The organism is Herbiconiux sp. 320_LB, assembly GCF_059691755.1.
This window is the reverse complement of sequence record NZ_JCAWAD010000001.1, coordinates 127427-148983: the sequence shown is the minus strand read 5'-3', so window position 1 is coordinate 148983 and position 21557 is coordinate 127427. Positions and strand designations below refer to the sequence as shown.

At 70.2% G+C, this 21557-nt stretch carries 18 protein-coding genes; 9 read left to right on the top strand and 9 right to left on the bottom strand.

All coding sequences use genetic code 11. The features are described 5' to 3' along the window. Window positions 1-57 precede the first annotated feature (57 nt). Window positions 58-954 carry a sulfurtransferase gene (locus AC59HU_RS00660; protein WP_497221388.1) on the top strand — a complete coding sequence of 299 codons (897 nt, stop codon included), beginning with the start codon at window positions 58-60 and terminating at the stop codon, window positions 952-954. After that, window positions 951-1394 carry a SufE family protein gene (locus AC59HU_RS00655; RefSeq protein ID WP_497221387.1) on the top strand — a complete coding sequence of 148 codons (444 nt, stop codon included), beginning with the start codon at window positions 951-953 and terminating at the stop codon, window positions 1392-1394. The genes AC59HU_RS00660 and AC59HU_RS00655 overlap by 4 nt, the downstream gene beginning before the upstream one ends. On the opposite strand, the gene AC59HU_RS00650 is transcribed toward AC59HU_RS00655, so the two are convergent. Beyond that, complete coding sequence (locus tag AC59HU_RS00650) at window positions 1391-2572, bottom strand: alpha/beta hydrolase family protein (RefSeq protein ID WP_497221386.1); 1182 nt, start codon at window positions 2570-2572, stop codon at window positions 1391-1393. The genes AC59HU_RS00655 and AC59HU_RS00650 overlap by 4 nt on opposite strands. Before the next feature lie 84 nt (window positions 2573-2656). Between AC59HU_RS00650 and AC59HU_RS00645 the strand changes: the two genes are divergently transcribed. The 5 genes from AC59HU_RS00645 (at window position 2657) to AC59HU_RS00625 (ending at window position 8524) form a co-directional block, all read left to right on the top strand. Then, a complete protein-coding gene (locus AC59HU_RS00645) occupies window positions 2657-3253 on the top strand; it encodes a DUF3000 domain-containing protein (protein WP_497221385.1) in 597 nt (198 codons plus the stop codon). After that, entirely contained in the window at window positions 3246-4466 is a 1221-nt protein-coding gene (locus AC59HU_RS00640) for a ribonuclease D (RefSeq protein WP_497221384.1), read from the top strand. Before AC59HU_RS00645 ends, AC59HU_RS00640 begins: the two co-directional genes overlap by 8 nt. A 72-nt stretch (window positions 4467-4538) precedes the next feature. After that, window positions 4539-5753, top strand: a complete 1215-nt coding sequence (locus AC59HU_RS00635) for a thiolase family protein (RefSeq protein WP_497221383.1) — start codon at window positions 4539-4541, stop codon at window positions 5751-5753. Further along, on the top strand, window positions 5750-7897 hold the full coding sequence (locus tag AC59HU_RS00630) for a 3-hydroxyacyl-CoA dehydrogenase NAD-binding domain-containing protein (RefSeq protein ID WP_497221382.1): 2148 nt from the start codon (window positions 5750-5752) through the stop codon (window positions 7895-7897). Before AC59HU_RS00635 ends, AC59HU_RS00630 begins: the two co-directional genes overlap by 4 nt. 78 nt (window positions 7898-7975) lie before the next feature. Next, on the top strand, window positions 7976-8524 hold the full coding sequence (locus tag AC59HU_RS00625; RefSeq protein ID WP_497221381.1) for a dihydrofolate reductase family protein: 549 nt from the start codon (window positions 7976-7978) through the stop codon (window positions 8522-8524). Between the two features lie 49 nt (window positions 8525-8573). Here AC59HU_RS00625 and dxs read toward each other — a convergent pair whose 3' ends face one another. The 6 genes from dxs to dut form a co-directional block, all read right to left on the bottom strand. Further along, entirely contained in the window at window positions 8574-10571 is a 1998-nt protein-coding gene (gene dxs, locus AC59HU_RS00620; protein WP_497221380.1) for a 1-deoxy-D-xylulose-5-phosphate synthase, read from the bottom strand. 121 nt (window positions 10572-10692) lie between these two features. After that, window positions 10693-13539: an aconitate hydratase gene (locus AC59HU_RS00615; protein WP_497221379.1), complete on the bottom strand. Its 2847-nt coding sequence runs from the start codon at window positions 13537-13539 to the stop codon at window positions 10693-10695. A 154-nt stretch (window positions 13540-13693) separates the two neighbouring features. Next, window positions 13694-16081 carry an HAD-IC family P-type ATPase gene (locus tag AC59HU_RS00610; RefSeq protein WP_497221378.1) on the bottom strand — a complete coding sequence of 796 codons (2388 nt, stop codon included), beginning with the start codon at window positions 16079-16081 and terminating at the stop codon, window positions 13694-13696. An 18-nt stretch (window positions 16082-16099) separates the two neighbouring features. Then, window positions 16100-16849 (bottom strand): DUF3159 domain-containing protein, encoded by a 750-nt coding sequence (locus tag AC59HU_RS00605; RefSeq protein WP_497221377.1) that lies wholly within the window; start codon window positions 16847-16849, stop codon window positions 16100-16102. Between the two features lies 1 nt (window position 16850). After that, window positions 16851-17468, bottom strand: coding sequence for a DUF3710 domain-containing protein (locus AC59HU_RS00600; RefSeq protein ID WP_497222060.1), 618 nt, complete (start codon window positions 17466-17468; stop codon window positions 16851-16853). A 176-nt stretch (window positions 17469-17644) separates the two neighbouring features. Beyond that, window positions 17645-18103 (bottom strand): dUTP diphosphatase, encoded by a 459-nt coding sequence (gene dut, locus AC59HU_RS00595; RefSeq protein WP_497221376.1) that lies wholly within the window; start codon window positions 18101-18103, stop codon window positions 17645-17647. Between the two features lie 39 nt (window positions 18104-18142). On the opposite strand from dut, the gene AC59HU_RS00590 reads away from it, so the two are divergent. Beyond that, window positions 18143-18601, top strand: coding sequence for a DUF3093 domain-containing protein (locus AC59HU_RS00590; RefSeq protein WP_497221375.1), 459 nt, complete (start codon window positions 18143-18145; stop codon window positions 18599-18601). Here the strand turns inward: AC59HU_RS00590 and AC59HU_RS00585 are convergent. After that, window positions 18598-18891 carry a DUF4193 domain-containing protein gene (locus AC59HU_RS00585; RefSeq protein WP_066038695.1) on the bottom strand — a complete coding sequence of 98 codons (294 nt, stop codon included), beginning with the start codon at window positions 18889-18891 and terminating at the stop codon, window positions 18598-18600. The genes AC59HU_RS00590 and AC59HU_RS00585 overlap by 4 nt on opposite strands. Window positions 18892-19092: 201 nt before the next feature. Here AC59HU_RS00585 and sepH point away from each other — a divergent pair, with 201 nt between their 5' ends. Continuing rightward, window positions 19093-20277: a septation protein SepH gene (sepH, locus tag AC59HU_RS00580; RefSeq protein WP_497221374.1), complete on the top strand. Its 1185-nt coding sequence runs from the start codon at window positions 19093-19095 to the stop codon at window positions 20275-20277. A 76-nt stretch (window positions 20278-20353) separates the two neighbouring features. On the opposite strand, the gene AC59HU_RS00575 is transcribed toward sepH, so the two are convergent. Next, window positions 20354-21502 carry an alkaline phosphatase family protein gene (locus tag AC59HU_RS00575; protein ID WP_497221373.1) on the bottom strand — a complete coding sequence of 383 codons (1149 nt, stop codon included), beginning with the start codon at window positions 21500-21502 and terminating at the stop codon, window positions 20354-20356. Between the last annotated feature and the right edge of the window lie 55 nt (window positions 21503-21557).

Sequence of the window (21557 nt, the reverse complement as noted above, 5' to 3'; positions counted from 1 at the left end):
ACCGGGAAGACTTATCGTCGTCTGGGGGTTGTTCCTACCCTAACTGGAGGTTGTGTCATGACTGTCGAGAACGATCGCTCGGAGAAGTTCGCCGGATACGCGCACCCGGAACGGCTGGTGTCGGCCGACTGGCTCGAGGCCCACCTGGGCGAGCCCGGCCTGGTGGTGGTCGAATCGGATGAGGACGTGCTGCTCTACGAGACCGGTCACATCCCCGGCGCCGTCAAGATCGACTGGCACACCGACCTGAACGACCCGGTGCTCCGCGACTACATCCAGGGCCCGGCGTTCGCCGAGCTGCTCGGCTCGAAGGGCATCTCGCGCGACTCGACCGTCGTGATCTACGGCGACAAGAACAACTGGTGGGCCGCGTACGCCCTTTGGGTCTTCAGCCTCTTCGGTCACGAGGACGTGCGGCTGCTGGACGGCGGACGCGACCTGTGGATCGCCGAGGGCCGCCCGATCACCACCGACCGCACGACGCCCGACGCGGTCGAGTACCCGGTCGTCGAGCGCCGCGACGAGCCGATCCGCGCGTTCAAGGACGACGTGCTCGCCCACCTCGGCCACCCGCTGATCGACGTGCGCTCCCCCGAGGAGTACTCGGGCGAGCGCACGACCGCGCCGGCCTATCCCGAGGAGGGCGCGCTGCGCGCCGGGCACATCCCGAGCGCGGCCAACGTGCCCTGGGGGAAGGCCGCGGCCGAGGACGGCACCTTCCGTCCGGTTGCCGAGCTCGACGCAATCTACCGCGAGGGCGCCGGACTCGCCGACGGCGAACCCGTCATCGCCTACTGCCGGATCGGCGAGCGATCCAGCCACACCTGGTTCGTGCTCACACACCTCCTCGGCTTCGAGGACGTGCGGAACTACGACGGTTCCTGGACCGAGTGGGGCAGCACCGTACGGGTGCCGATCGTCAAGGGCTCCGAGCCCGGCGAGGTCCCCGCGTGACCGAGACCGCCCTGCCCGAGACCCTCGCCGGGATCCGTGAGGACTTCCTCGCCCTGGGCCAGCGCGAGCGGCTCGAGATGCTGCTCGAGTTCGCGAACGAGCTGCCCGAGCTCCCGGAGCGCTACCAGGAGCATCCCGACCTCTTCGAGCGCGTCGAGGAGTGCCAGTCGCCGGTGTTCATCTTCGTCGAGGTGACCGACGGCGTGGTGCATCTGTTCGCAACCGCGCCGCGCGAGGCGCCGACCACCCGGGGCTTCGCCTCGATCCTGGTGCAGGGCATCGACGGGCTGACCGTCGACGAGGTGCTCGCGATCCCGGACGACTTCCCGAACACGATCGGGCTCACCGAAGCGGTCTCGCCGCTCCGGATCCGCGGGATGACCGCGCTCCTCGGCCGCACCAAGCGGCAGGTGCGCGCCCGAGTCGCCGTGGGCGACTAGAGCCCGTTCGCGTCGAGCCAGCCGTCGATCGCCGCGTTCCAGCGGTGGGCGTCGTAGTTCCAGAGCTTGGTGTGGCGCGCGATCGAGAACGGCACGAAGGTGACCAGGTCGGGCCTGGCCTCGGCGAGCTTCCGGGATCCGGTCACCGGCACGTAGCCGTCGTCGTCGCTGTGCATCACCAGCAGCGGCACGTCGACCTCGTCCGAGTGCTTCACGAAGTCGAGGCGGTCGAGGTCGAGCGGCCGGTCCTGGCCGGTGACGACGCTCCCCCAGCCGTGCGTGATCGTGGCGAGGGCCGCATCCCCCAGCAGCCCGGGCACGCCCCGGGCGCGACCGTGGTAGCGCAGCACGTCCTGCCAGTCGACGGCGGGCGAGTCGAGCGCGATCGCCCGCACCCGGTCGCGGTGGACGGCGCGGCCCATCGCCTGCAGGCAGATCGCGCCGCCCATCGACCAGCCCATCAGCACGATGTCGGTGGCGCCGTGGTCGACCGCGTAGGTGATGGCCGCATCCAGGTCCTGCCACTCGGTGTCGCCGAGCGCGTACTTGCCGTCGGCCGAACGCGGGGCGTCGCCGTCGTTGCGGTAGGAGATGTGCAGCGAGTGGTAGCCGCGGGCGTGGAACACCGGGATCGCCCGGATCGTCTCGCCGCGCCGGACCCCGCGCCCGTGCACCTGGATCACCCAGCGCGTGGAGCCGGGATCGGCGGCCGGAACGAGCCAGGCGGGTGCCGGGCCCACGGGCGTGAAGACCTCGACCTCGTCGACCGGGAGGTCGAGCTCGCGGGGGTGGATGAAGTACCAGCCGCTGATCCGCCCCGCGCGCGCGGCGCCGAGGTCGCCGTAGTCGACGGCGAGCACCGTGCGGCGCACCACGCCGTCGGCGACCGTGAGCACCTCGCCGAGGCGGGCGTGCCCGGTGTCGCCGGTGAACCGGAGGCTGTACCGGCCGGGCAGGATCGAGTCGGCCGTGACGGCCAGCGAGACCACCCGGGCCTCCGGGTCGTAGTCCAGGATGCGGGTGTCGTCCTCCGGCACCGAGGGCGTGACGATCGCGCGGGACATCAGGGCCGTGACGACCGCGCCGGCCGCCGTGACCACCGTAGCGACGGTTCCGGCCGCCAGGGCGACGATCGCCCAGGCCGGGACATTCGGCGCATCGTGGGATCGAGAAGCCATCTTTCCGCCTTCCGGGCCGTCGCGGCGGGCCTCGGATCGGCGTGCCTTCGCCTCCCGCGCGCTAAAGAACTCTAGTCTGCAGTCGTGGCCGATTCCCCCTTCACCCCGGACGTCCCGGCGGCGTTCGGCGCAGCCCTCGACTCGCTGCGGCGGGCGGAGACGCGCGACGAGCTCGTGATCAACGAGATCCCCGCGCCCGGCAACCTCGCCCCGAACTCCGTCGCACTGGCCGCGGACGTGAATCCCGCACGTCACGGCGCCGACTCCGAGCTCGGGACGGGACGCTTCATCCTGCTGCACGACGAGTCGCGGCCCGAGGCCTGGGGCGGCGAGTTCCGGGTGGTCTGCTTCGCGCAGGCGCCGCTCGAGACCGAGATCGGGCTCGATCCCTTCCTGGCCGACGTGGCCTGGTCGTGGCTCGTGGATGCGCTGGACGCGCGCGGGGCGAACTACACCGCCGCCTCCGGCACGGCGACGAAGATCATCTCGACCGGGTTCGGCGAACTGTCGAGCCAGGGCGACGGCGCGCAGATCGAGTTGCGCGCCTCGTGGACGCCGACCGACCACGACCTCCAGGCCCATGTCGAGGGCTGGAGCGAACTTCTGTGCATGCTGGCCGGACTGCCGCCCGTCGTCGACGGGGTGACGATGCTGCAGACCCGGCGGGCCCGACGTGAGTGATGACGAACTGAGCGAGACACCAGAGAGAACCGTCATCACGACGGTCGACGAATTCCATGACGCCGTCGAGGCGATCGCCCTCGGCGAGGGGCCGGTGGCCGTGGACGCGGAGCGCGCCAGCGGCTTCCGTTACTCCCAGCGGGCGTACCTGATCCAGCTGTACCGCCGGGGCTCGGGCACCTTCCTCTTCGACCCGCCCGCGATCCGGGAGTTCGCTCCGCTGCAGTCTGTGATCGGCGACGTCGAGTGGGTGCTGCACGCGGCGAGCCAGGATCTGGCGTGCCTGCGCGAGGTGGGCCTGGACCCGACGACGGTGTTCGACACCGAACTCGCGGCCCGGCTGCTCGGGCTGCCACGGGTCGGCCTCGGCGCCGTCGTGGAGGAGCTGCTCGGCATCCACCTGAAGAAGGAGCACTCGGCCGCCGACTGGTCCACCCGCCCGCTGCCGGCATCCTGGCTGGAATACGCGGCCCTGGACGTGGAGCTCCTGATCGACCTCCGCGACGCGATGGCCGTGCTGCTCGCGGAGCAGGGCAAGGAGCGGATCGCCGAGGAGGAGTTCGCCGCCGTCGTCGCCCGCGAGGAGAAGGCGCCGGCCGCCGAGCCGTGGCGCCGGCTCACCGGCATCAGCGCCCTGCGCGCCGACCGGCACCTCGCCGCGGCGAAGGAGCTCTGGCTCGCCCGCGACGCCCTCGCCCGGGAGACCGACATCGCTCCCGGCCGGCTGGTGCCGGATGCCTCCCTGCTCATCGCGGCGAAGGCCCTCCCGGCCTCGCGTCGTGAGCTGGCGGCGCTCAAGCAGTTCTCCGGGCGCGCGAGCCGCTCGGAGATCGACCGGTGGTGGGCCGCGATCGAGCGGGCCCTCACGACCGACGAGATCCCGGTGCAGCGGCGCGCGACCGACACCCTCCCCCCGCCCCGGAGCTGGGGCGACCGCAATCCCGAGGCGGATGCGCGGCTCAAGGCCGCGCGCACGGCACTCGCCGAGGTCGGCGAGGAGCACAGCATCCCGCTGGAGAACCTGCTGACGCCCGACTTCCTGCGGCGCCTGGCCTGGCGTCCGCCGCAGCCGGCGACCGTCGAGGCCGTCTCGGAGGCGCTGGGCGAGCTCGGCGCCCGGCCGTGGCAGATTGAACTGACTGCACAGCCGATCGTCGATGCCTTTGTAGAAGCCCACCAAGAGCCCGAGACGGCGTCCGAGGGCGATTCGTAGGAAGGGTCAAACGATTCCGGGCGTTCAGACCGCGGTTCTAGGATCGAATCCGATCCAATCCCAGGAGGCATAGTGGCCGAAAGATCTGAAGTCGTTTTCGTCGATGGAGTGCGCACCCCGTTCGGGCGCGCGGGCGAGAAAGGAATGTTCTGGCAGACCCGGGCCGACGACCTCGTCGTCAAGGCCATCACCGGGCTGCTCGAGCGGAACCCCGGTCTGCCGCAGGACCGCATCGACGACGTGGCGATCGCCGCGACGACCCAGCAGGGCGACCAGGGGCTGACCCTCGGGCGCACCGCATCCATCCTCTCCGGGCTGCCCCTGTCGGTGCCCGGCTACGCCATCGACCGGATGTGCGCGGGCGCGATGACCAGCGTCACCACGGTCGCCGGCGCCATCGGCTTCGGCCAGTACGACGTGGCCATCGCGGGCGGCGTCGAGCACATGGGGCGCCACCCGATGGGCTTCGGGGCCGACCCGAACCCGCGCTTCCTCGCGGAGCGGCTCGTCAGCGCCGAGGCGCTGAACATGGGCAACACCGCGGAGCGCATCCACGACCGGTTCCCGCAGCTGACCAAGGAACGCTCGGACCGCTACGCGCTCCGCAGCCAGCAGAAGGTCGCCGCGGCCTACGAGGCCGGCAACATCCAGCCCGACCTCATCCCGGTCGCGATCAAGAGCGACGCCGGCTGGGGGCTCGCCACCCGCGACGAGGCTCCGCGCCCCGACACGACGATGGAGGGGCTCGCCGGGCTCCGCACGCCGTTCCGGCCGCATGGCCGCGTAACCGCGGGCAACTCCTCGGGCCTCAACGACGGCGCGACCGCCTCGCTGATCTCGAGCGAGGCGTTCGCGAAGGAGTTCGGTCTGCCGGTCAAGATGCGGATGGTCTCGTTCGCCTTCGCCGGCGTCGAGCCCGAGATCATGGGCATCGGCCCGGTACCCTCCACCGAGAAGGCACTGCGCAAGGCGGGCCTCTCGATCGACGACATCGGTCTGTTCGAGCTCAACGAGGCCTTCGCGGTGCAGGTGCTCTCCTTCCTCGACCACTTCGGCATCGACGACGACGACCCGCGCGTCAACGAGTACGGCGGGGCGATCGCGCTCGGCCACCCGCTCGCCTCGAGCGGCGTGCGCCTGATGATCCAGCTCGCCCACCAGTTCGAGCGCCACCCCGAGGTGCGCTACGGCGTCACCGCGATGTGCATCGGCCTCGGCCAGGGCGGCAGCGTCATCTGGGAGAACCCGAACTGGAACAAGAAGGCGACCAAGAAGGCAGCGCGATGACCGACTACTCGACGATCGATTTCTCCGAGCTCGAAGCCTTCTCCGCCGACGAGGTGGTCACCCACTCCTTCGTGCGCGACGTGCCGCTGCCCAGCGGCAAGGTGCTCGCCCTGATCACGCTCGACAACGGGCGCGACCACACCCGGCCGAACACGCTGGGCCCGGTCACGCTGATCGAGTATCAGAAGACGCTCGCCGGCCTGAAGGAGCGGGCGGCGCGCGGCGAGATCCAGGCGGTCGCCGTGACCGGCAAGCCGTACATCCTCGCGGCCGGCGCTGACCTCAGCAAGGTGAGCGAGATCCCGAGCAAGGCGGCCGCGAAGCAGCTCGCCCAGCTCGGCCACTACGCCTTCGGCACGATGAAGACGATCGGCGTGCCGACCTTCGCGTTCATCAACGGGCTCGCGCTCGGCGGCGGGGTCGAGGTGGCCCTGGCCGCCGACTACCGCACGATCGACTCCTCGACCCCGGCGCTGGCGCTGCCCGAGGTCTTCCTCGGCATCATCCCGGGCTGGGGCGGCGCGTACCTGCTGCCGAACCTGATCGGCATCGAGAACGCGCTCAAGGTCGTGATCGAGAACCCGCTGAAGAACAACCGCACCCTCAAGGGGCAGGAGGCCTTCGACCTGGGCATCGCGGACGCGATCTTCGGGCCGGCGAACTACCTCGAGGATTCGCTGAAGTGGGCCGATTCGGTCATCTCCGGGAAGCTCAAGGTCAAGCGGCCGAACGAGCCCGGCAAGGTCGAGCGTCTGGTGAAGTGGGATGCCGCGGTCGGCATCGCGCGGAAGATGCTGGAGTCGCGCATCGGCACCGTCGCGAAGTCGCCCTACAAGGCGCTCGACCTGCTGAAGGCAGCCAAGTCCGGCACGCCGGAGGAGGGCTTCGAACGCGAGGACGACGCTCTCGCCGAGCTCATCTCGGGCGACCAGTTCGCCGCGAGCATCTACGCCTTCAACCTGGTGCAGAAGCGGGCCAAGCGGCCGGCCGGAGCCCCGGACAAGAAGCTGGCCAAGCCGGTCACGAAGGTCGGCATCATCGGTGCCGGCCTCATGGCCAGCCAGTTCGCGCTGTTGTTCGTGCGCCGACTGCAGGTGCCCGTGGTGATCACCGATCTCGACCAGTCGCGCGTCGACAAGGGTCTCGACTACATCCGCGGCGAGATCGCGACGCTGGCGTCGAAGGGGCGCATCTCCTCCGACGAGTCGAACCGCTTGAACGCCCTCATCTCGGGCACCACCGACAAGGCGGAGTTCAACGACGCCGACTGGGTGATCGAGGCCGTGTTCGAAGAGCTCGGGGTGAAGCAGGACGTCTTCGCCGAGATCGAGAAGCACGTCTCGGAGACCGCTGTGCTCGCGACCAACACCTCGTCGCTCTCGGTGGAGCAGATCGGCGCCAAGCTGGCGCATCCGGAACGCCTGGTGGGCTTCCACTTCTTCAACCCGGTGGCCGTGATGCCGCTGATCGAGGTCGTGAACACCCCGGCGACGGATGAGGCCACGCTGTCGACCGCGATGGTCACGGCGGCGAAGCTCAAGAAGAACGCCGTCATCACGCGCGACACCCCCGGGTTCGTGGTGAACCGCATCCTGGCCAAGGTGCTCGGCGAGGCGATGCACGCCGTCGACACCGGCACGCCGTTCGAGGTGATGAACCATGCACTCGACCCGTTCGGGCTGCCGATGACCCCGTTCGAGCTGCTCGAACTCGTGGGCCTCAAGGTGGGCGCGCACGTGCTCGACACGCACCATGCCGCCTTCCCGGACCGGTTCTTCGAGAGCCGGAACCTGCACGAGCTGGCGGAGTACGGCAAGATCTTCGACCGCGACGACAAGGGCAAGATCAAGGGCTTCGACAAGAAGGCCGTCGCGATCGTGGCCCCCGGCAAGGGCGAGGAGTCGCACCCGATGACCGCCGAGGAGATCCAGCGCCGGGTCGAGGACGGCCTGGCCGACGAGGTGCACCGGATGCTGGAGGACGACGTCGTGCACGCGGCGGAGGACATCGACCTCTGCCTCATCCTCGGCGCCGGCTACCCGTTCCAGATGGGCGGGCTGACGCCCTACCTCGACCGGGTCGGTGCCTCGGAGCGCGTCTTCGGCGACACGTTCCACCACCCCGTCATCAAGGGCGTCGAGTAACGGCACCCTCAGCGGCTCTCGTCGCGCCCCGAAGCGGCCACCGACCCCACCGTCGGTGGCCGCTTCTACGATGTGGGCATGACGGATCAGCAGAGCACCAGGACGCAGTACTACGTGGCCGCCTCACTCGACGGGTTCATCGCCGATCGAGACGGTGGGCTCGACTGGCTGCTCCAGTTCGGCTTCGAGGAGTTTGGGGCCGACTACGAGGCGTTCCTCTCCGAGGTCGGCGTGGTGGTGATGGGGGCGCGGACCTACGAGTTCGTGCTCGCAGAGGGGTCTGAGTGGGGCTATCCGGATCAGGTCGCGTGGGTGCTCACGAGTCGTGTGCTGCCGGTGATCGAAGGAGGCGACATCCGCCTGGCCGAGGCGCCGGTCACCGAGCTGCATGCACAGTGGGTCGAGGCGGCCGGTGGGCGGAACATCTGGATCGTCGGGGGCGGTGACGTGGCCGCGCAGGTGGCCGACGTCGGGCTGCTGGACGAGATCATCCTCACCACCATGCCGGTCCTGCTCGGAGCCGGCACGCCCCTGCTGCCGGTCAGGAGAACGGGCGCGCCCCTGACGGCGCATGACACCCACGTGCACCCGAGCGGTGCGGTGACGACGACCTACCGCAAGGCATGATCGGGCTGCCTCACGCTTGCGCGTGGCGTGAGGCCTGCGGCCTGTGGGGCTACCGGCTCGCGTGGTGGAGGGGGGTGGACCCGGTGTCGGTGTCGGTGCCGGGGGTGGCTTCGCGCGGGGTGACGCCGGCGTTGGGGCGGGAGTCGACCGGGCGTGCGATCGGGATCTTGTTGCCGCGCACCTGGGCGATCAGGTCTTCGGCGATCTGCGAGGGCGTGAGGCCGACGCGGTCGAAGATCTCCTCACGGGTGGCGTGCTCGAGGAACTCGTCCGGCAGACCGAGCTCGGTCACCGCGGTGTCGACCCCGGCCTCGCGCAGGTCCTGACGGATGCGCGTGCCGATCCCGCCGACCCGCACGCCGTCCTCGATCGTGACGACCAGGCGGTGCGCATCCGAGAGCTCGATGATGCTCCAGGCGACCGGCACGACCCAGCGGGGGTCGACGACGGTGGTGCCGATGCCCTGCGCGTCGAGCAGCTCGGCCACGTCGAGCGCGAGCGTGGCCATCGGGCCGACGGCCACGATCAGCACGTCGCCCCGATCGTCCTCCCGCAGCACGTCGACGCCGTCGCCGGTGCGGCGCACCGCGGGCAGCTCCCGGCCGACCGAGCCCTTCGGGAAGCGAATGACCGTGGGCGCGTCGGTGACCCGGACGGCCTCGGCGAGCAGCTCGCGGAGCCGCTCCGCATCCCGCGGCGCACTCAACCGGATGCGCGGAACGACCTGCAGGATCGCCAGATCCCACATGCCGTGGTGGCTCGGCCCGTCGGGCCCGGTGACGCCGGCCCGGTCGAGCACGAAGGTGACGCCGGCCTCGTGGAGCCCGACATCCATCAGCACCTGGTCGAAGGCGCGGTTGACGAAGGTCGCGTAGAGGGCGACCACGGGATGCAGGCCGCCGAAGGCGAGGCCGGCTGCGGAGGTCACCGCGTGCTGCTCGGCGATGCCGACGTCGAAGACCCGGGTCGGGAAGCGCTCGGCGAACTTGTGCAGCCCGGTGGGCCGCAGCATCGCCGCGGTGATGCCGACGATCGTCTCGTCCTGCTCGGCCTGGAGCACCATCTCGTCGGCGAACACGCCCGTCCAGGAGGGGCTGCCCGAGGGCGCCGAGAGCGGCTCCCCCGTCTCGGGGTCGATCTGCCCGACGGCGTGGAACTGGTCGGCGACGTCGGTCAGGGCCGGCTCGTAGCCGCGGCCCTTCTCGGTGATCGCGTGCACGATGACCGGGGCGGCGTACTCCTTGGCCTGGCGGAGCGCCTCGACCATGGCGTGCACGTCGTGCCCGTCGACCGGGCCCACGTACTTGATGTCGAGGTTGGCGTAGAGGGCCGCGTTGTTGGTCATCCGGCTGAGGAAGCCGTGGAGGCCCCCGCGCACACCGCGGTAGAGCGCGCGCCCGGGGGCGCCGAGGTGGTCGAAGAACCGCTGGCTGGAGTGGTGCAGCTTCTGGTACTTGCTCGCCGTGCGGACGCCGTTGAGGTACCGGGCCATGCCGCCGATGGTCGGAGCGTAGGAGCGCCCGTTGTCGTTGACGACGATCACCAGGTTGCGCGAGTTGTCGTCGCTGATGTTGTTGAGCGCTTCCCAGGTCATCCCGCCCGTGAGGGCGCCGTCGCCGACGACGGCGACGACGTGCCGGTCGTCCTGCCCCGTCATCTCGAAGGCCCGGGAGATCCCGTCGGCCCAGGACAGCGAGCTCGAGGCGTGCGAGGACTCCACGACATCGTGCGGGCTCTCGGAGCGCTGCGGGTAGCCGGCCAGGCCGCCCTTCTGCCGCAGCAGCGAGAAGTCCTGGCGCCCGGTCAGCAGCTTGTGCACGTACGACTGGTGGCCGGTGTCGAAGACGATCGCGTCGCGCGGCGAGTCGAACACCCGGTGGATGGCGATGGTGGTCTCGACCACACCGAGGTTCGGACCGAGGTGGCCACCGGTCTTCGAGACCTCGGCGATCAGGAAGGCGCGGATCTCGCCCGCGAGCGTCTCCAACTCCTCCGTCGACAGGGCGTCGAGGTCACGGGGTCCGTTGATCCCTTCGAGCAGACTCATGTGTTCCACCTTCCCACGAGAGGCTGAATCCGCAGTCTACGCCGCACCATCCGAACCGCCCCTTTCGACGACGAAGCGGTGGGCCGCGTCGCCGCGCGCCCACCGCTTCCTCGGTGATTCTCTAGACCAGGCTGCGCAGCACGTACTGCAGGATGCCGCCGTTGCGGTAGTAGTCCGCCTCACCGGGGGTGTCGATGCGCACGACGGCGTCGAACTCCACGGTCGGCTTGCCCGCGGCCGAGGACTCGCTCGGCGTCGCGACGACGTGCACCGTCTTCGGGGTCACGCCCTCGTTCAGCTGCTCGATGCCGCTGATCGAGATGACCTCGGTGCCGTCGAGCCCGAGCGACTCCCAGCTCTCGCCGGCCGGGAACTGCAGCGGCACGACGCCCATGCCGATCAGGTTCGACCGGTGGATGCGCTCGAAGCTCTCGACGATGACCGCCTTGACGCCCAGGAGGCTGGTGCCCTTCGCCGCCCAGTCGCGCGACGAACCGGAGCCGTACTCCTTGCCGCCGAGGATGACGAGCGGGGTGCCGGCCGCCTGGTAGTTCTGGCTGGCGTCGTAGATGAACGACTGCGGGCCGCCCTCGCGGGTGAAGTCGCGGGTGTAGCCGCCCTCGACGCCCTCGAGCAGCTGGTTCTTCAACCGGATGTTCGCGAAGGTGCCGCGGATCATCACCTCGTGGTTGCCGCGGCGCGAGCCGTAGGAGTTGTAGTCCTTGCGGGCGACGCCGTGCTCGTCGAGGTAGCGGCCGGCGGGGCTGTCGGCCTTGATGTTGCCCGCGGGGCTGATGTGGTCGGTGGTGACCGAGTCGCCCAGCTTGGCCAGCACGCGGGCGCCGGAGATGTCCGTCACCGGAGTGGTCTCGATGGTCATGCCGTCGAAGTACGGGGGCTTCCGCACGTAGGTCGACTCCGCGTCCCACTCGAAGGTGGGGCCGGTGGGCGTCGGCAGCGAACGCCAGCGCTCATCGCCCTCGAACACGCTGGAGTACTCGTGGGTGAACATGTCGGTGTCGATCGACGAGTCGATCGTGGACTGCACCTCGGCCGCGTCGGGCCAGATGTCGCGGAGGAACACGTCGTTGCCCTCGGTGTCCTGACCCAGGGCGTCGACCTCGAAGTCGAAGTTCATCGACCCGGCGAGGGCGTACGCGATCACGAGCGGGGGGCTCGCGAGGTAGTTCATCTTGACGTCGGGCGAGATGCGGCCCTCGAAGTTGCGGTTGCCCGAGAGCACCGCGGTCACCGCGAGGTCGTTGTCGTTGATGGCGGCGCTGACCTCGTCGATCAGCGGGCCGGTGTTGCCGATGCACACCGTGCATCCGTAGCCCACCGTGTAGAAGCCGAGGGCCTCGAGGTCGTCGGTGAGCCCCGCCTTGGCGTAGTAGTCGGTGACGACCTTCGAGCCCGGGGCGAGCGTGGTCTTGACCCACGGCTTGGCCTTGAGGCCGAGCTTGTTCGCGTTGCGGGCCAGGAGGCCGGCGGCGAGCATGACGCTCGGGTTCGAGGTGTTGGTGCACGAGGTGATCGCCGCGACCGCGACGGCGCCGTGGTCGAGGGTGTACTTGTCGCCCGCCGCGGTCGTGACCTTCGTGGGCTTGGAGTACGCCCCGGGGGCGTGGCTGGTGTGGCTCGCGTGGGAGTGCGAGTGCTCGTGCGCCGAATCCTCGTCCTGCGCGGTGAAGCCGAGCGGGTCGGAGGCGGGGAACGTGCCCTCCAGCGACGCGTCGACGCGCGAGAGGTCGTGGTCGGTGTTGGCGTAGTTCTCCAGGTCGCGGATGAACGTGGACTTCGCCACGCTCAGCTCCACCCGGTCCTGCGGCCGCTTCGGGCCGGAGATCGAGGGCACGACGGTCGAGAGGTCGAGCTCGAGGTACTCGCTGAAGACCGGCTCCTGCTCGGGTTCGTGCCAGAGCTTCTGCAGCTTCGAGTAGGCCTCGACCAGCGCGACCTGCTCCTCGCTGCGACCGGTGAGGCGCAGGTAGTCGAGGGTCACGTCGTCGATCGGGAACATCGCGGCGGTCGAGCCGAACTCGGGGCTCATGTTGCCGATGGTGGCGCGGTTGGCGAGGGGCACCTGGCCGACGCCCTCGCCGTAGAACTCGACGAACTTGCCGACGACGCCGTGCTTGCGCACCATCTCGGTGATCGTGAGCACCACGTCGGTCGCGGTCACGCCGGCCGGGATCGAGCCGTTGAGCTTGAAGCCGACGACCTTCGGGATGAGCATCGAGACGGGCTGGCCGAGCATGGCCGCCTCGGCCTCGATGCCGCCGACGCCCCAGCCCAGCACGCCGAGGCCGTTGACCATCGTGGTGTGCGAGTCGGTGCCGACGCAGGTGTCGGGGTACGCGCGGAGGACCTTATTGCCGAAGGAGTCGACGACCTCGCGGGTGTAGGTGATGCGCGCCAGGTACTCGATGTTGACCTGGTGCACGATGCCGGTTCCCGGCGGGACGACCTTGAAGTCGTCGAACGCCGTCTGGCCCCAGCGGAGGAACTGGTACCGCTCGCCGTTGCGCTCGTACTCGATCTCGACGTTGCGCTCGAGGGCGTTCTCGCTGCCGAACAGGTCGGCGATCACCGAGTGGTCGATGACCAGTTCGGCGGGCGCGAGCGGGTTGATCTTGGTGGGGTCGCCGCCCAGGGCGCCGACGGCCTCGCGCATGGTGGCCAGGTCGACGATGCAGGGCACGCCGGTGAAGTCCTGCATCACGACGCGCGCGGGCGTGAACTGGATCTCCGTGTCGGGCTCGGCGGTGGGCACCCAGCCCCCGAGGGCCTTGATGTGGTCGGCGGTGATGTTCGCGCCGTCCTCCGTGCGGAGGAGGTTCTCCAGCAGCACCTTGAGGCTGAAGGGGAGCTTCTCATAGCCCGGGACCTTGTCGATCCGGTAGACCTCGTAGGCGGTGTCACCGACCTGGAGGGTGTCCTTGGATTCGAAACTGTTCACTGCCGACACGTCGACCTCACCTTCGCTGACTCACGACAATCTTTGTTCGCGAGAAGGGTGGATGGCTAGCAAGGGCAACCTAACCGGTGAGGGCGTCGGCTGCCGCGCGAGCTCTGTTCACGCCCGATAGATTTATCTTGACGTCAAGATAAATATAGCACCGTCACTCGCGGTCGAACACCAGGCCGCGGTGCCGGGCGAACCGGTACCAGCCCTCGATGCCGAGGGCGCCGAGCACCCCGACTCCGATCGCGTAGAGGAGCGCGACCGGGCTGGAGAACTCCAGGATGAAGAAGTCGCGCGCGAGCGGGACGACGAAGGCGAGCACGAAGGCCGCCGTGACCGAGCCGACCAGGACCAGCCGGTACCCCGTGAGCGGGCGGGCGAGCACGCAGAGCACCCAGAGCGAGACGAGGAACAGCGTCACCGTGACCATGCTGCGCGCCTCGCCCAGGGGCACGTTCACCCGCAGCACGATGAAGCTCGCGACCACCGCGGCCGCGGCGATCACCCCGGTCGGGATCGAGAAGCTCAGCACCCGCTTGAGCACGCCGGGCTGGTAACGACGGCGGTTCGGCGCCAGGGCGAGGAAGAACGAGGGGATGCCGATCGCGAGCGAGGAGACCAACGTCATCTGGCGCGGCAGGAACGGGAACTTCCAGAGCAGCACGGCGCTGACCAGCGCCAGGATGACCCCGTAGACGGTCTTGGTGAGGAAGAGGTTCGACACCCGCTCGACGTTCGCGATCACCCGGCGGGCGTAGGAAAGCACTGTCGGGAGCCTGTCGAAGCGGCTGTCCAGCAGCACGATGCGCGACACGGCCCGGGTGGCCGGGGTCGCGTTGCCCATCGCGATGCCGAGATCGGCGTCCTTGATCGCCATCGCGTCGTTGACCCCGTCGCCGGTCATGGCCACCGTGCGGCCCTCCTCCTGGAGGGTGTGGACCACCCGGCGCTTCTGCTCGGGGGCCACCCGGCCGAACACGCTCCCGGTGCCCAGGGCCTCGGTCACCGCCGCGTCGTCGGCGAGGGAGGAGGCGTCGACCGCCCGGGGGCTGAGCCCCAGCTCCCCCGCGATCGCGCCGACCGTGACCGGGTTGTCGCCGGAGAGCACGACGACGCGGACGCCCTGGTCGTCGAAGTAGTCCAGGGTCGGCCGCGCATCCGGTCGCACCGACTCGCGGAACACGACGATCGCGGCCGGCCGGAACCGCTCGCCGGGCGCCTCGCGGTCGGCGTAGTCCGAGGCGATGCCCTCGCCGATCCCGATCACCAGGGCCCGTCGCCCGTCGGCGGCGATCGTGTTGACCCGGGCGAGCGCGTCGGGAGCGGCTTCGAGAAGGCGTTCGGGGGCGCCGAGCAGCCAGGTCTCGCGGGTGCGCCCGCGCTCGTCGACGAGTTCCGCCGTGATCGCACTGAAGGCCCGGCGGGAGCTGAACGGCAGCCGCTCGAGCACCGAGGAGCCGTCGTCGACGAAGTGCGCGCGCAGCGCGAGCGCTGTCTGATTCGCGGCCACGTCGTGGGCGATCAGGCCCAGTACCGAGTCGATCCGGGCATCCGGGATCGCGGGATCGAGCGTCTCCAGCCGCTCGAAGCCGATCTCGCCGGTGGTGAGGGTGCCCGTCTTGTCCAGGCACAGCACGTCGACCCGGGCGAGCACCTCGACGGCCGCGAGCTCCTGCACCAGCACCTTCTGCCGGCTGAGCTGGATCACGGCGACCCCGAACGCCAGGCTGGTGAGCAGCACCAGCCCCTCCGGGATCATGCCCACCACGCTCGCGACGGTGTCCAGCGCCGCATGCCGCCAGTCCTCCAGGGCGATCGAGTCCAGGCCCTGGTGCGCGCCGTAGGTGAACACCCGCCCCACGATCACGATCGCGATCACCGGCAGCAGGAGCCAGGTGAGGTAGACGAGGATGCGCGTGGTCGCCGCCCGCAGTTCGCTGTAGACGAGCGAGTGCTTCTTGATCTCACGGGTCAGCGTGTTCGCGTAGGAGTCGGCGCCGACCGCGGTGACGGTGGCCTCCGCGGTGCCGGAGACGACGAGTGAGCCGGAGAGCAGACCGTCTCCCGGCCGTTTCGCGATCGGCACGGATTCACCGGTCAGCATCGATTCGTCGACCAGCAGGTCGGCGACGGCCGACAGCTCCGCATCCGCCGTGACCTGGTCGCCGGGCCGCAGCAGCATCAGGTCGCCGAGCACGACCTGCTCCGGCGGGATGACGGCGACCTCGCCGCCGCGTCGCACCGCGGTCTCCGGTGCCGCCAGCAGCGCGAGCCGCTCGAGGCTCGCCTTGGCCCGGAGCTCCTGCACGATGCCGATCAGCGAGTTGACCACCACGATGCCGAAGAACAGCCCGTCGCCGAGGTCGCCGAGCAGGATCACCGCGACGAAGCACACCGTGAGAACGGCGTTGAAGAAGGTGAAGACGTTCTCGCGCAGGATGCTGCCGACCGAGCGGGAGGTCGAGCGGTCGCTGACGTTCGTGAGGCCGCGCGCGACGCGGTCGGCCACCTCGGCGTGGCTGAGTCCTGGAGCGGCGATCGACATGAGGGAGCGGGTGGCCGGCTAGGGGGTCTCGGTGGGGCCCGCGGGCGGGACGGGGCCGGCGGGCGGGACGGGGCCGGCGGGCTTCGCGTACGCGGCGCGCACCAGCAGCCAGGTCACCCAGAGCAGCGCCGCGTACAGCGGCACGCCCATGATCAGCTTCACCGAGCCGAGGATCTCGGTCTCCCCGGCGAGGTAGAGCGGCAGCTCGACGATCAGTCGGGCGGCGAACAGGCCGACCCAGCACCAGGTGGCGACCAGCACGACCCGCGATTTCGCGCGATCGATGCGGTAGGCGCCGCCGTCGCCGTTCAGGAGACCCACGATCACCCCGATCAGCGGCCGGCGGGCGATCAGGCTGATCACCAGGATCAGCAGGCAGGCCACGTTGATGCCGATGCCGATCACGAAGTTGTCCTCGGCCCGGCCCGTGAACAGGGACAGGCCCGCCGAGACGCCGACGCCGATCAGTCCGGCGATCGCGGGCATGACGGCGCTGCGGGTCACGAGCCGGATCACGACGAAGACGACCGACACCGCGATCGGCACCGTGACGGCGAGGGGCAGGTCTTTCGTGATCGTGTAGATCACAAGGAACGCCAACCCGGGCAGGATCGACTCGATCAGCCCGCGGACGCCGCCGATCGCCCGCAGCAGCGAGGCGCCGGTCGGGGTCTCACCGGGCGCGACCTGCCCGATCCCGGCATTCCGCGCCGCCTGGGCGAACGCCTCCGAGAAGGTCGACGGGGTGGGCTTCGGCTCCTCGCTCATCTCAGGAGGTCGCGGGCGTGGCGCCGCCGGTCGCCGCGGTCTTCGGGATGCTGAGCGGGATCAGGTCGCGCGGCGGCATCGGAGCGTTGCCGCGCACCACGACGACGCTGCGGAAGAGCTCTTCGACGGCGGCCTTCGCGGCGGGGTTCTGGATGGCCTCGCCGGCGATCACGCCGCGGAGGAGCCAGCGCGGGCCGTCGACGCCGATGAAGCGGGCGATCCGCATCCCCTGGGTGCCGTCGGGGGCGACCGCGGGCACACCCGCGACCAGCTCGGGGCCGAACGGGCCGACCTGCGCGGTGCTCTGCCCGCCCTGCTTCAGGATCTGGTCTTCGATCTGCTCGCGGATCTCGTGCCACAGCCCGGTCGACCGGGGCGCGGCGAAGGCCTGCACCTGGAGCGTCGAGCCGGCGAAGTCGAGCCCGACCGCGACGACGCGGTTGGTGCCCTCCTCGACCTCGAGCCGCAGGTGGAGTCCTTCGCGCGGGAGGATCTTGAGCCCGCCGAGGTCGACGTAGGGGCGGGCCGGGTTGGCCTCGGTCGAGTCGAAGGGGCCCTCGGTCTCGCGATCGGCCGGAGCCGACTTCGCGTCGTCGGGGCCGTCGGTGTTCTCGGCCAGCGCCTGGGCGACCGCATCCGCCTCGCTCACCTCGAGGTCGGAGTCGGTGTCGGCCGCGACCACGGCGTCGGTGCCCGCGCCGTCTGTGCTCTTGCCGTCTGTGCCGGTGCCGGTCTCGACGACCTCGCCCGCCTTCTCGTTCTCGGGCTCGTCGTTCGGGGCGCTCTTCTTCTTGCTCATGCCTGGTTTCCGTTCGTCGTCGTCGAGTATCCGGTTGAGCCGAAACCGCCTGCGCCCCGATCGCTCCCGGGGAGCGTCTCGACCGGCACGAACACGGCTCGTGTCACCGGCATCACGATCAGTTGCGCGATTCTGTCGCCGACGGCGATATCGTACGGCACCGTGCTGTCGGTATTCAGAAGGGCGACCTTGATCTCGCCGCGGTACCCGGCGTCGACCGTTCCCGGGGCGTTCACCACCGTGATGCCGTGCTTGGCGGCCAGCCCGCTGCGCGGGACCACGAAGGCGACGTAGCCGTCCGGCAGCGCGATCGAGACCCCGGTGCCGATCAGGCGGCGCTCCCCCGGCCCCAGCGTCAGCGCCTCGGTCGAGAGGAGGTCGGCCCCCGCGTCGCCCGGGTGCGCGTAGACCGGTGCGGCCTCGGCGGTGATCAGGATCTCGATGGAAGAAGTCACGAGTCGAGGGTAGTGCAGAAAGAATGATCGAATAGAGCCATGACGCGCTATCGGGAGAGGCTCTCTCCGTCGCCCTGGGTGTTCCTCGCCACGGCCCTCGTGCTGCCGGCGAGCATCATCGTCTTCGCCCCGATCTGGGACGGGACGGGCTGGCCGGTGGGCCTCGGCGTGGGGCTGGTGCTCTACGCGGGCGTCGTGCTCGTGCTGGTGCTCACCTCGCCGGTGATCGAGGTGACCGGCGACACCCTCCGGGTCGGGCGCGCCTCGATCCCCCTCGAGCTGATCGGCGGCTGTGAATCCTTCACCGGCGCCGACGCGACCGCCCAGCGCGGCCGGTTGATGGATGTGCGGGCCTGGCTCTGCATCCGGGGCTGGGTCGATCCGGTGGTGAAAATGCGAATCGCCGATCCGCTGGATCCGACACCCTACTGGCTGGTGTCGACCCGGCGTCCCGGCGATCTCATCGATGCGGTGTCCTACCGCGCGAGCGGCTCCTAGGAGGCGCACTCCACGCAGATGGCACCCAGCTTCTCCTCGTGGTCGATCTGCGAGCGGTGCTTCACCAGGAAGCAGCTCACACAGGTGAACTCGTCGGCCTGCGGGGGCAGGACGACGACATCCAGATCGAGGTCGGAGAGGTCGGCACCGGGGAGTTCGAACCCCCCGGGGTTGTCAGCGTCATCGACGTCAACGACACCGGACATCTTGTCCGGCACTCGCTCCTTCAGCGCTTCGATCGAATCCGAGTCGTCATCGGTCTTGCGCGGTGCGTCGTAATCAGTCGCCATGCCATTCCACTTCTTGAATACAGCCCATTAACCAAATCGGCGGCGTTAGTTTGCATCAAACGGGCGTGAATAGCAAACCGTTGCGTGAGCAGGAATTACTCATGCCGCCATCAACTTGCGGCGCGCCCGGAACATTCCCGGATCCCGGGGGTCCCGCGTGCGATCCTGTCATCGCTAAGTGACCTCTGGAGGCCTTTCACCATGCAGGAATTGACGGTAATCGGAGTCGAGAACGGGGCGTTGATCGTCTCCAACGACGGCGGCGAGCGGTACCGCATCGTCATCGACGAGTTGCTCCAGTCGCGACTCCGCCAGGGCATCGTGTCCGCCCAGGGCGGAAAGAAGGTCTCGCCGCGCGAGATCCAGACCCACATCCGGGCCGGGCTCTCGGCCTTCGAGGTCGCCGAGCTCACCGGCGCCGACGTGGAGTACGTCGAGCGCTTCGAGGGCCCGGTCGTCGCCGAGCGCCAGTTCATCGTCGACTCCGCCCTCCGGGTGCCCGTGCAGCCGACCAGCCCCGCCGACCCGCTCGGCGAGGAGCCGCTGTCGACCTTCGGCGACGCGCTCGAGGAGCGACTGGAGAGTCTGGACGCGAAGGACATCCGCTGGGCGAGCTGGAAGGACGAGACCGGCTGGACCGTGAAGCTCACCTTCGTCTCCCGCGAGATCGACCACGACGCCCGCTGGCAGTTCGACCCCAAGCGCCACGTGCTCACGCCGCTCAACAACGAGGCCACCACGCTCTCTCGCCACGGCGAGCTCACCGAGGGCCTGATCCCGCGCCTGCGCGCCGTCTCCCCTGGTGACACCGGCGACACCCGCTTCGACAGCGGGGCCTTCGCGCCGCTCGAGCGCGCTCTCGAGCGTGCGGCCGAGAAGCCCGCCGAGAAGCCGGCACCGGACGCGGCCCGCCGCGACCCGAGTGAGACCCCAGTCGATCCCGCCGACGCGGCCCCCGTCGTGGCGCCCACGCCGTTCCCGTCGGCCGCGCCCGCCCGGGAGCAGTCCCGCCCCTTCGACGCCTACGCCACCAAGCGGGCCCCGGACGACTCGGACACCGCGGACCACAACCAGACCGCCGACCTGCTGGAGGCCCTGCGCCGCCGTCGGGGCGAGCGGGAGTCGGCCGCGTTCGAGCCGCCCGCACACGAGGAGTCCGACGAGCATCCCGTCTTCGGCGGGCCGCGGGCCGTCGCCGAGGTGACCTCGCTCACCGACATCGTCGAGGTGCTCGACACCCCGCTGGACGGTCTCGGCCCCGACCTCTCCTCCGAGCCCACCGGGCCGAAGCCGACCAAGCAGCCGGCCCCGAAGCGTCAGCGGGCGGCCATGCCGAGCTGGGACGAGATCGTCTTCGGTGCGCGGTCGGAGGACGACCCGGCCTGAGGCCTGCTTCGGCGCGGTGCCGGAGTCACCGCAGCGCGGGATTCAGGACAGGGCGGGCGTCACCGCACCGCCGGACTCACCGCAGCGCGTACGCCCCGGCACGCAGCAACGGCACCTGCGTCTCCTCGGCGGTGAGCGAGCCGTGCTGCCCGATCATCGAGCGGCCGGTCGTGTCGCCGTCGCGCCCGTCGTAGTAGGCGACGAGCTTCCGGGCCGCGACGATGACGTCGCCGATCCGCGGCAGCACCTCGGGGTCGACCGCTCCGAACCAGCCGGCCTCGATCGCCTCCCGGCGCGTCGCGATCCACGAGCGCGAGCCCTCCCTCTCCCGCCACGCCTCCGCGAGCCGGTCCGCCGCCGCCTCGGGCGCATCCGGAGCGAGGTAGAGCTGTACGCAGCGCGGGTCTCCCCCGACGTGCTCCACCCCGTCGACCAGGGCCGGGTCGTCGCCGAACAGGATCTGCGAGCTCGCCGGCACGTCGACCACCCCGTGGTCGGCGGTGAGCAGCATGCCCTCTCCCCGACGGAGGGTCGCGGTGAACCTCGCGTAGTCGGCGTCGAGGAGCTCCAGGGTGGCGAGCCACCGGTCCGATTCCCAACCGCGCGCGTGGGCCAGCTGATCGAGTTCGGGGATGTAGAGGTAGGCGAGGCCGCGGCCGCCCTCGTCGAAGAGCCGTCGGGCCGCGGCGAAGCGGTCGGCGATCGTGGCCGCCGCGAGGTAGTCGGCGCCGCGCAGGATGGCGTGGGTGAGCCCGGAGTCGGCGTACTTCGCCGGGCCGATCGTGGTGGCACGGAGCCCGGTCTCCCGCAGCTGCTCGAAGACCGTGCTGCGGCGTTGCCAGGTCTCCGGCCGCATCGCGTCCGACCACCCGGAGAGCTGGTTGACGACCCCGCCCGCCTCGGGAACCAGGGCGGTGTAGCCCACGATGCCGTGTTCGCCGGGCCTGGTCCCGGTCGCCAGGCTCGCCAGCGCCGCGGCCGTTGTGGTGGGGAAGCCGCTCGAGAGCGAGCTGCGCTTGGTGAGGTCGGCGGTCAGCGCCCGCGCGTGACCCGCCCGTGCTCGGAGCGCCGCGGTGCCCAACCCGTCCACCAGCACCACCAGCACGCGGTCGGCGGCCGGGAGCCCGAGGGGGTTGGTCTCGCCCGCGAGCGACCGCGCGCAACTCGGCAACACGTCGGCCAGCGACAGCTCGTCGGCCGCTCGCGTCGGTAGCATGGTTGACATTCGGCCAATTCTGGCACACGACCCCCCGTCACGCTCCGCCTCCCGCGGGGTCAGG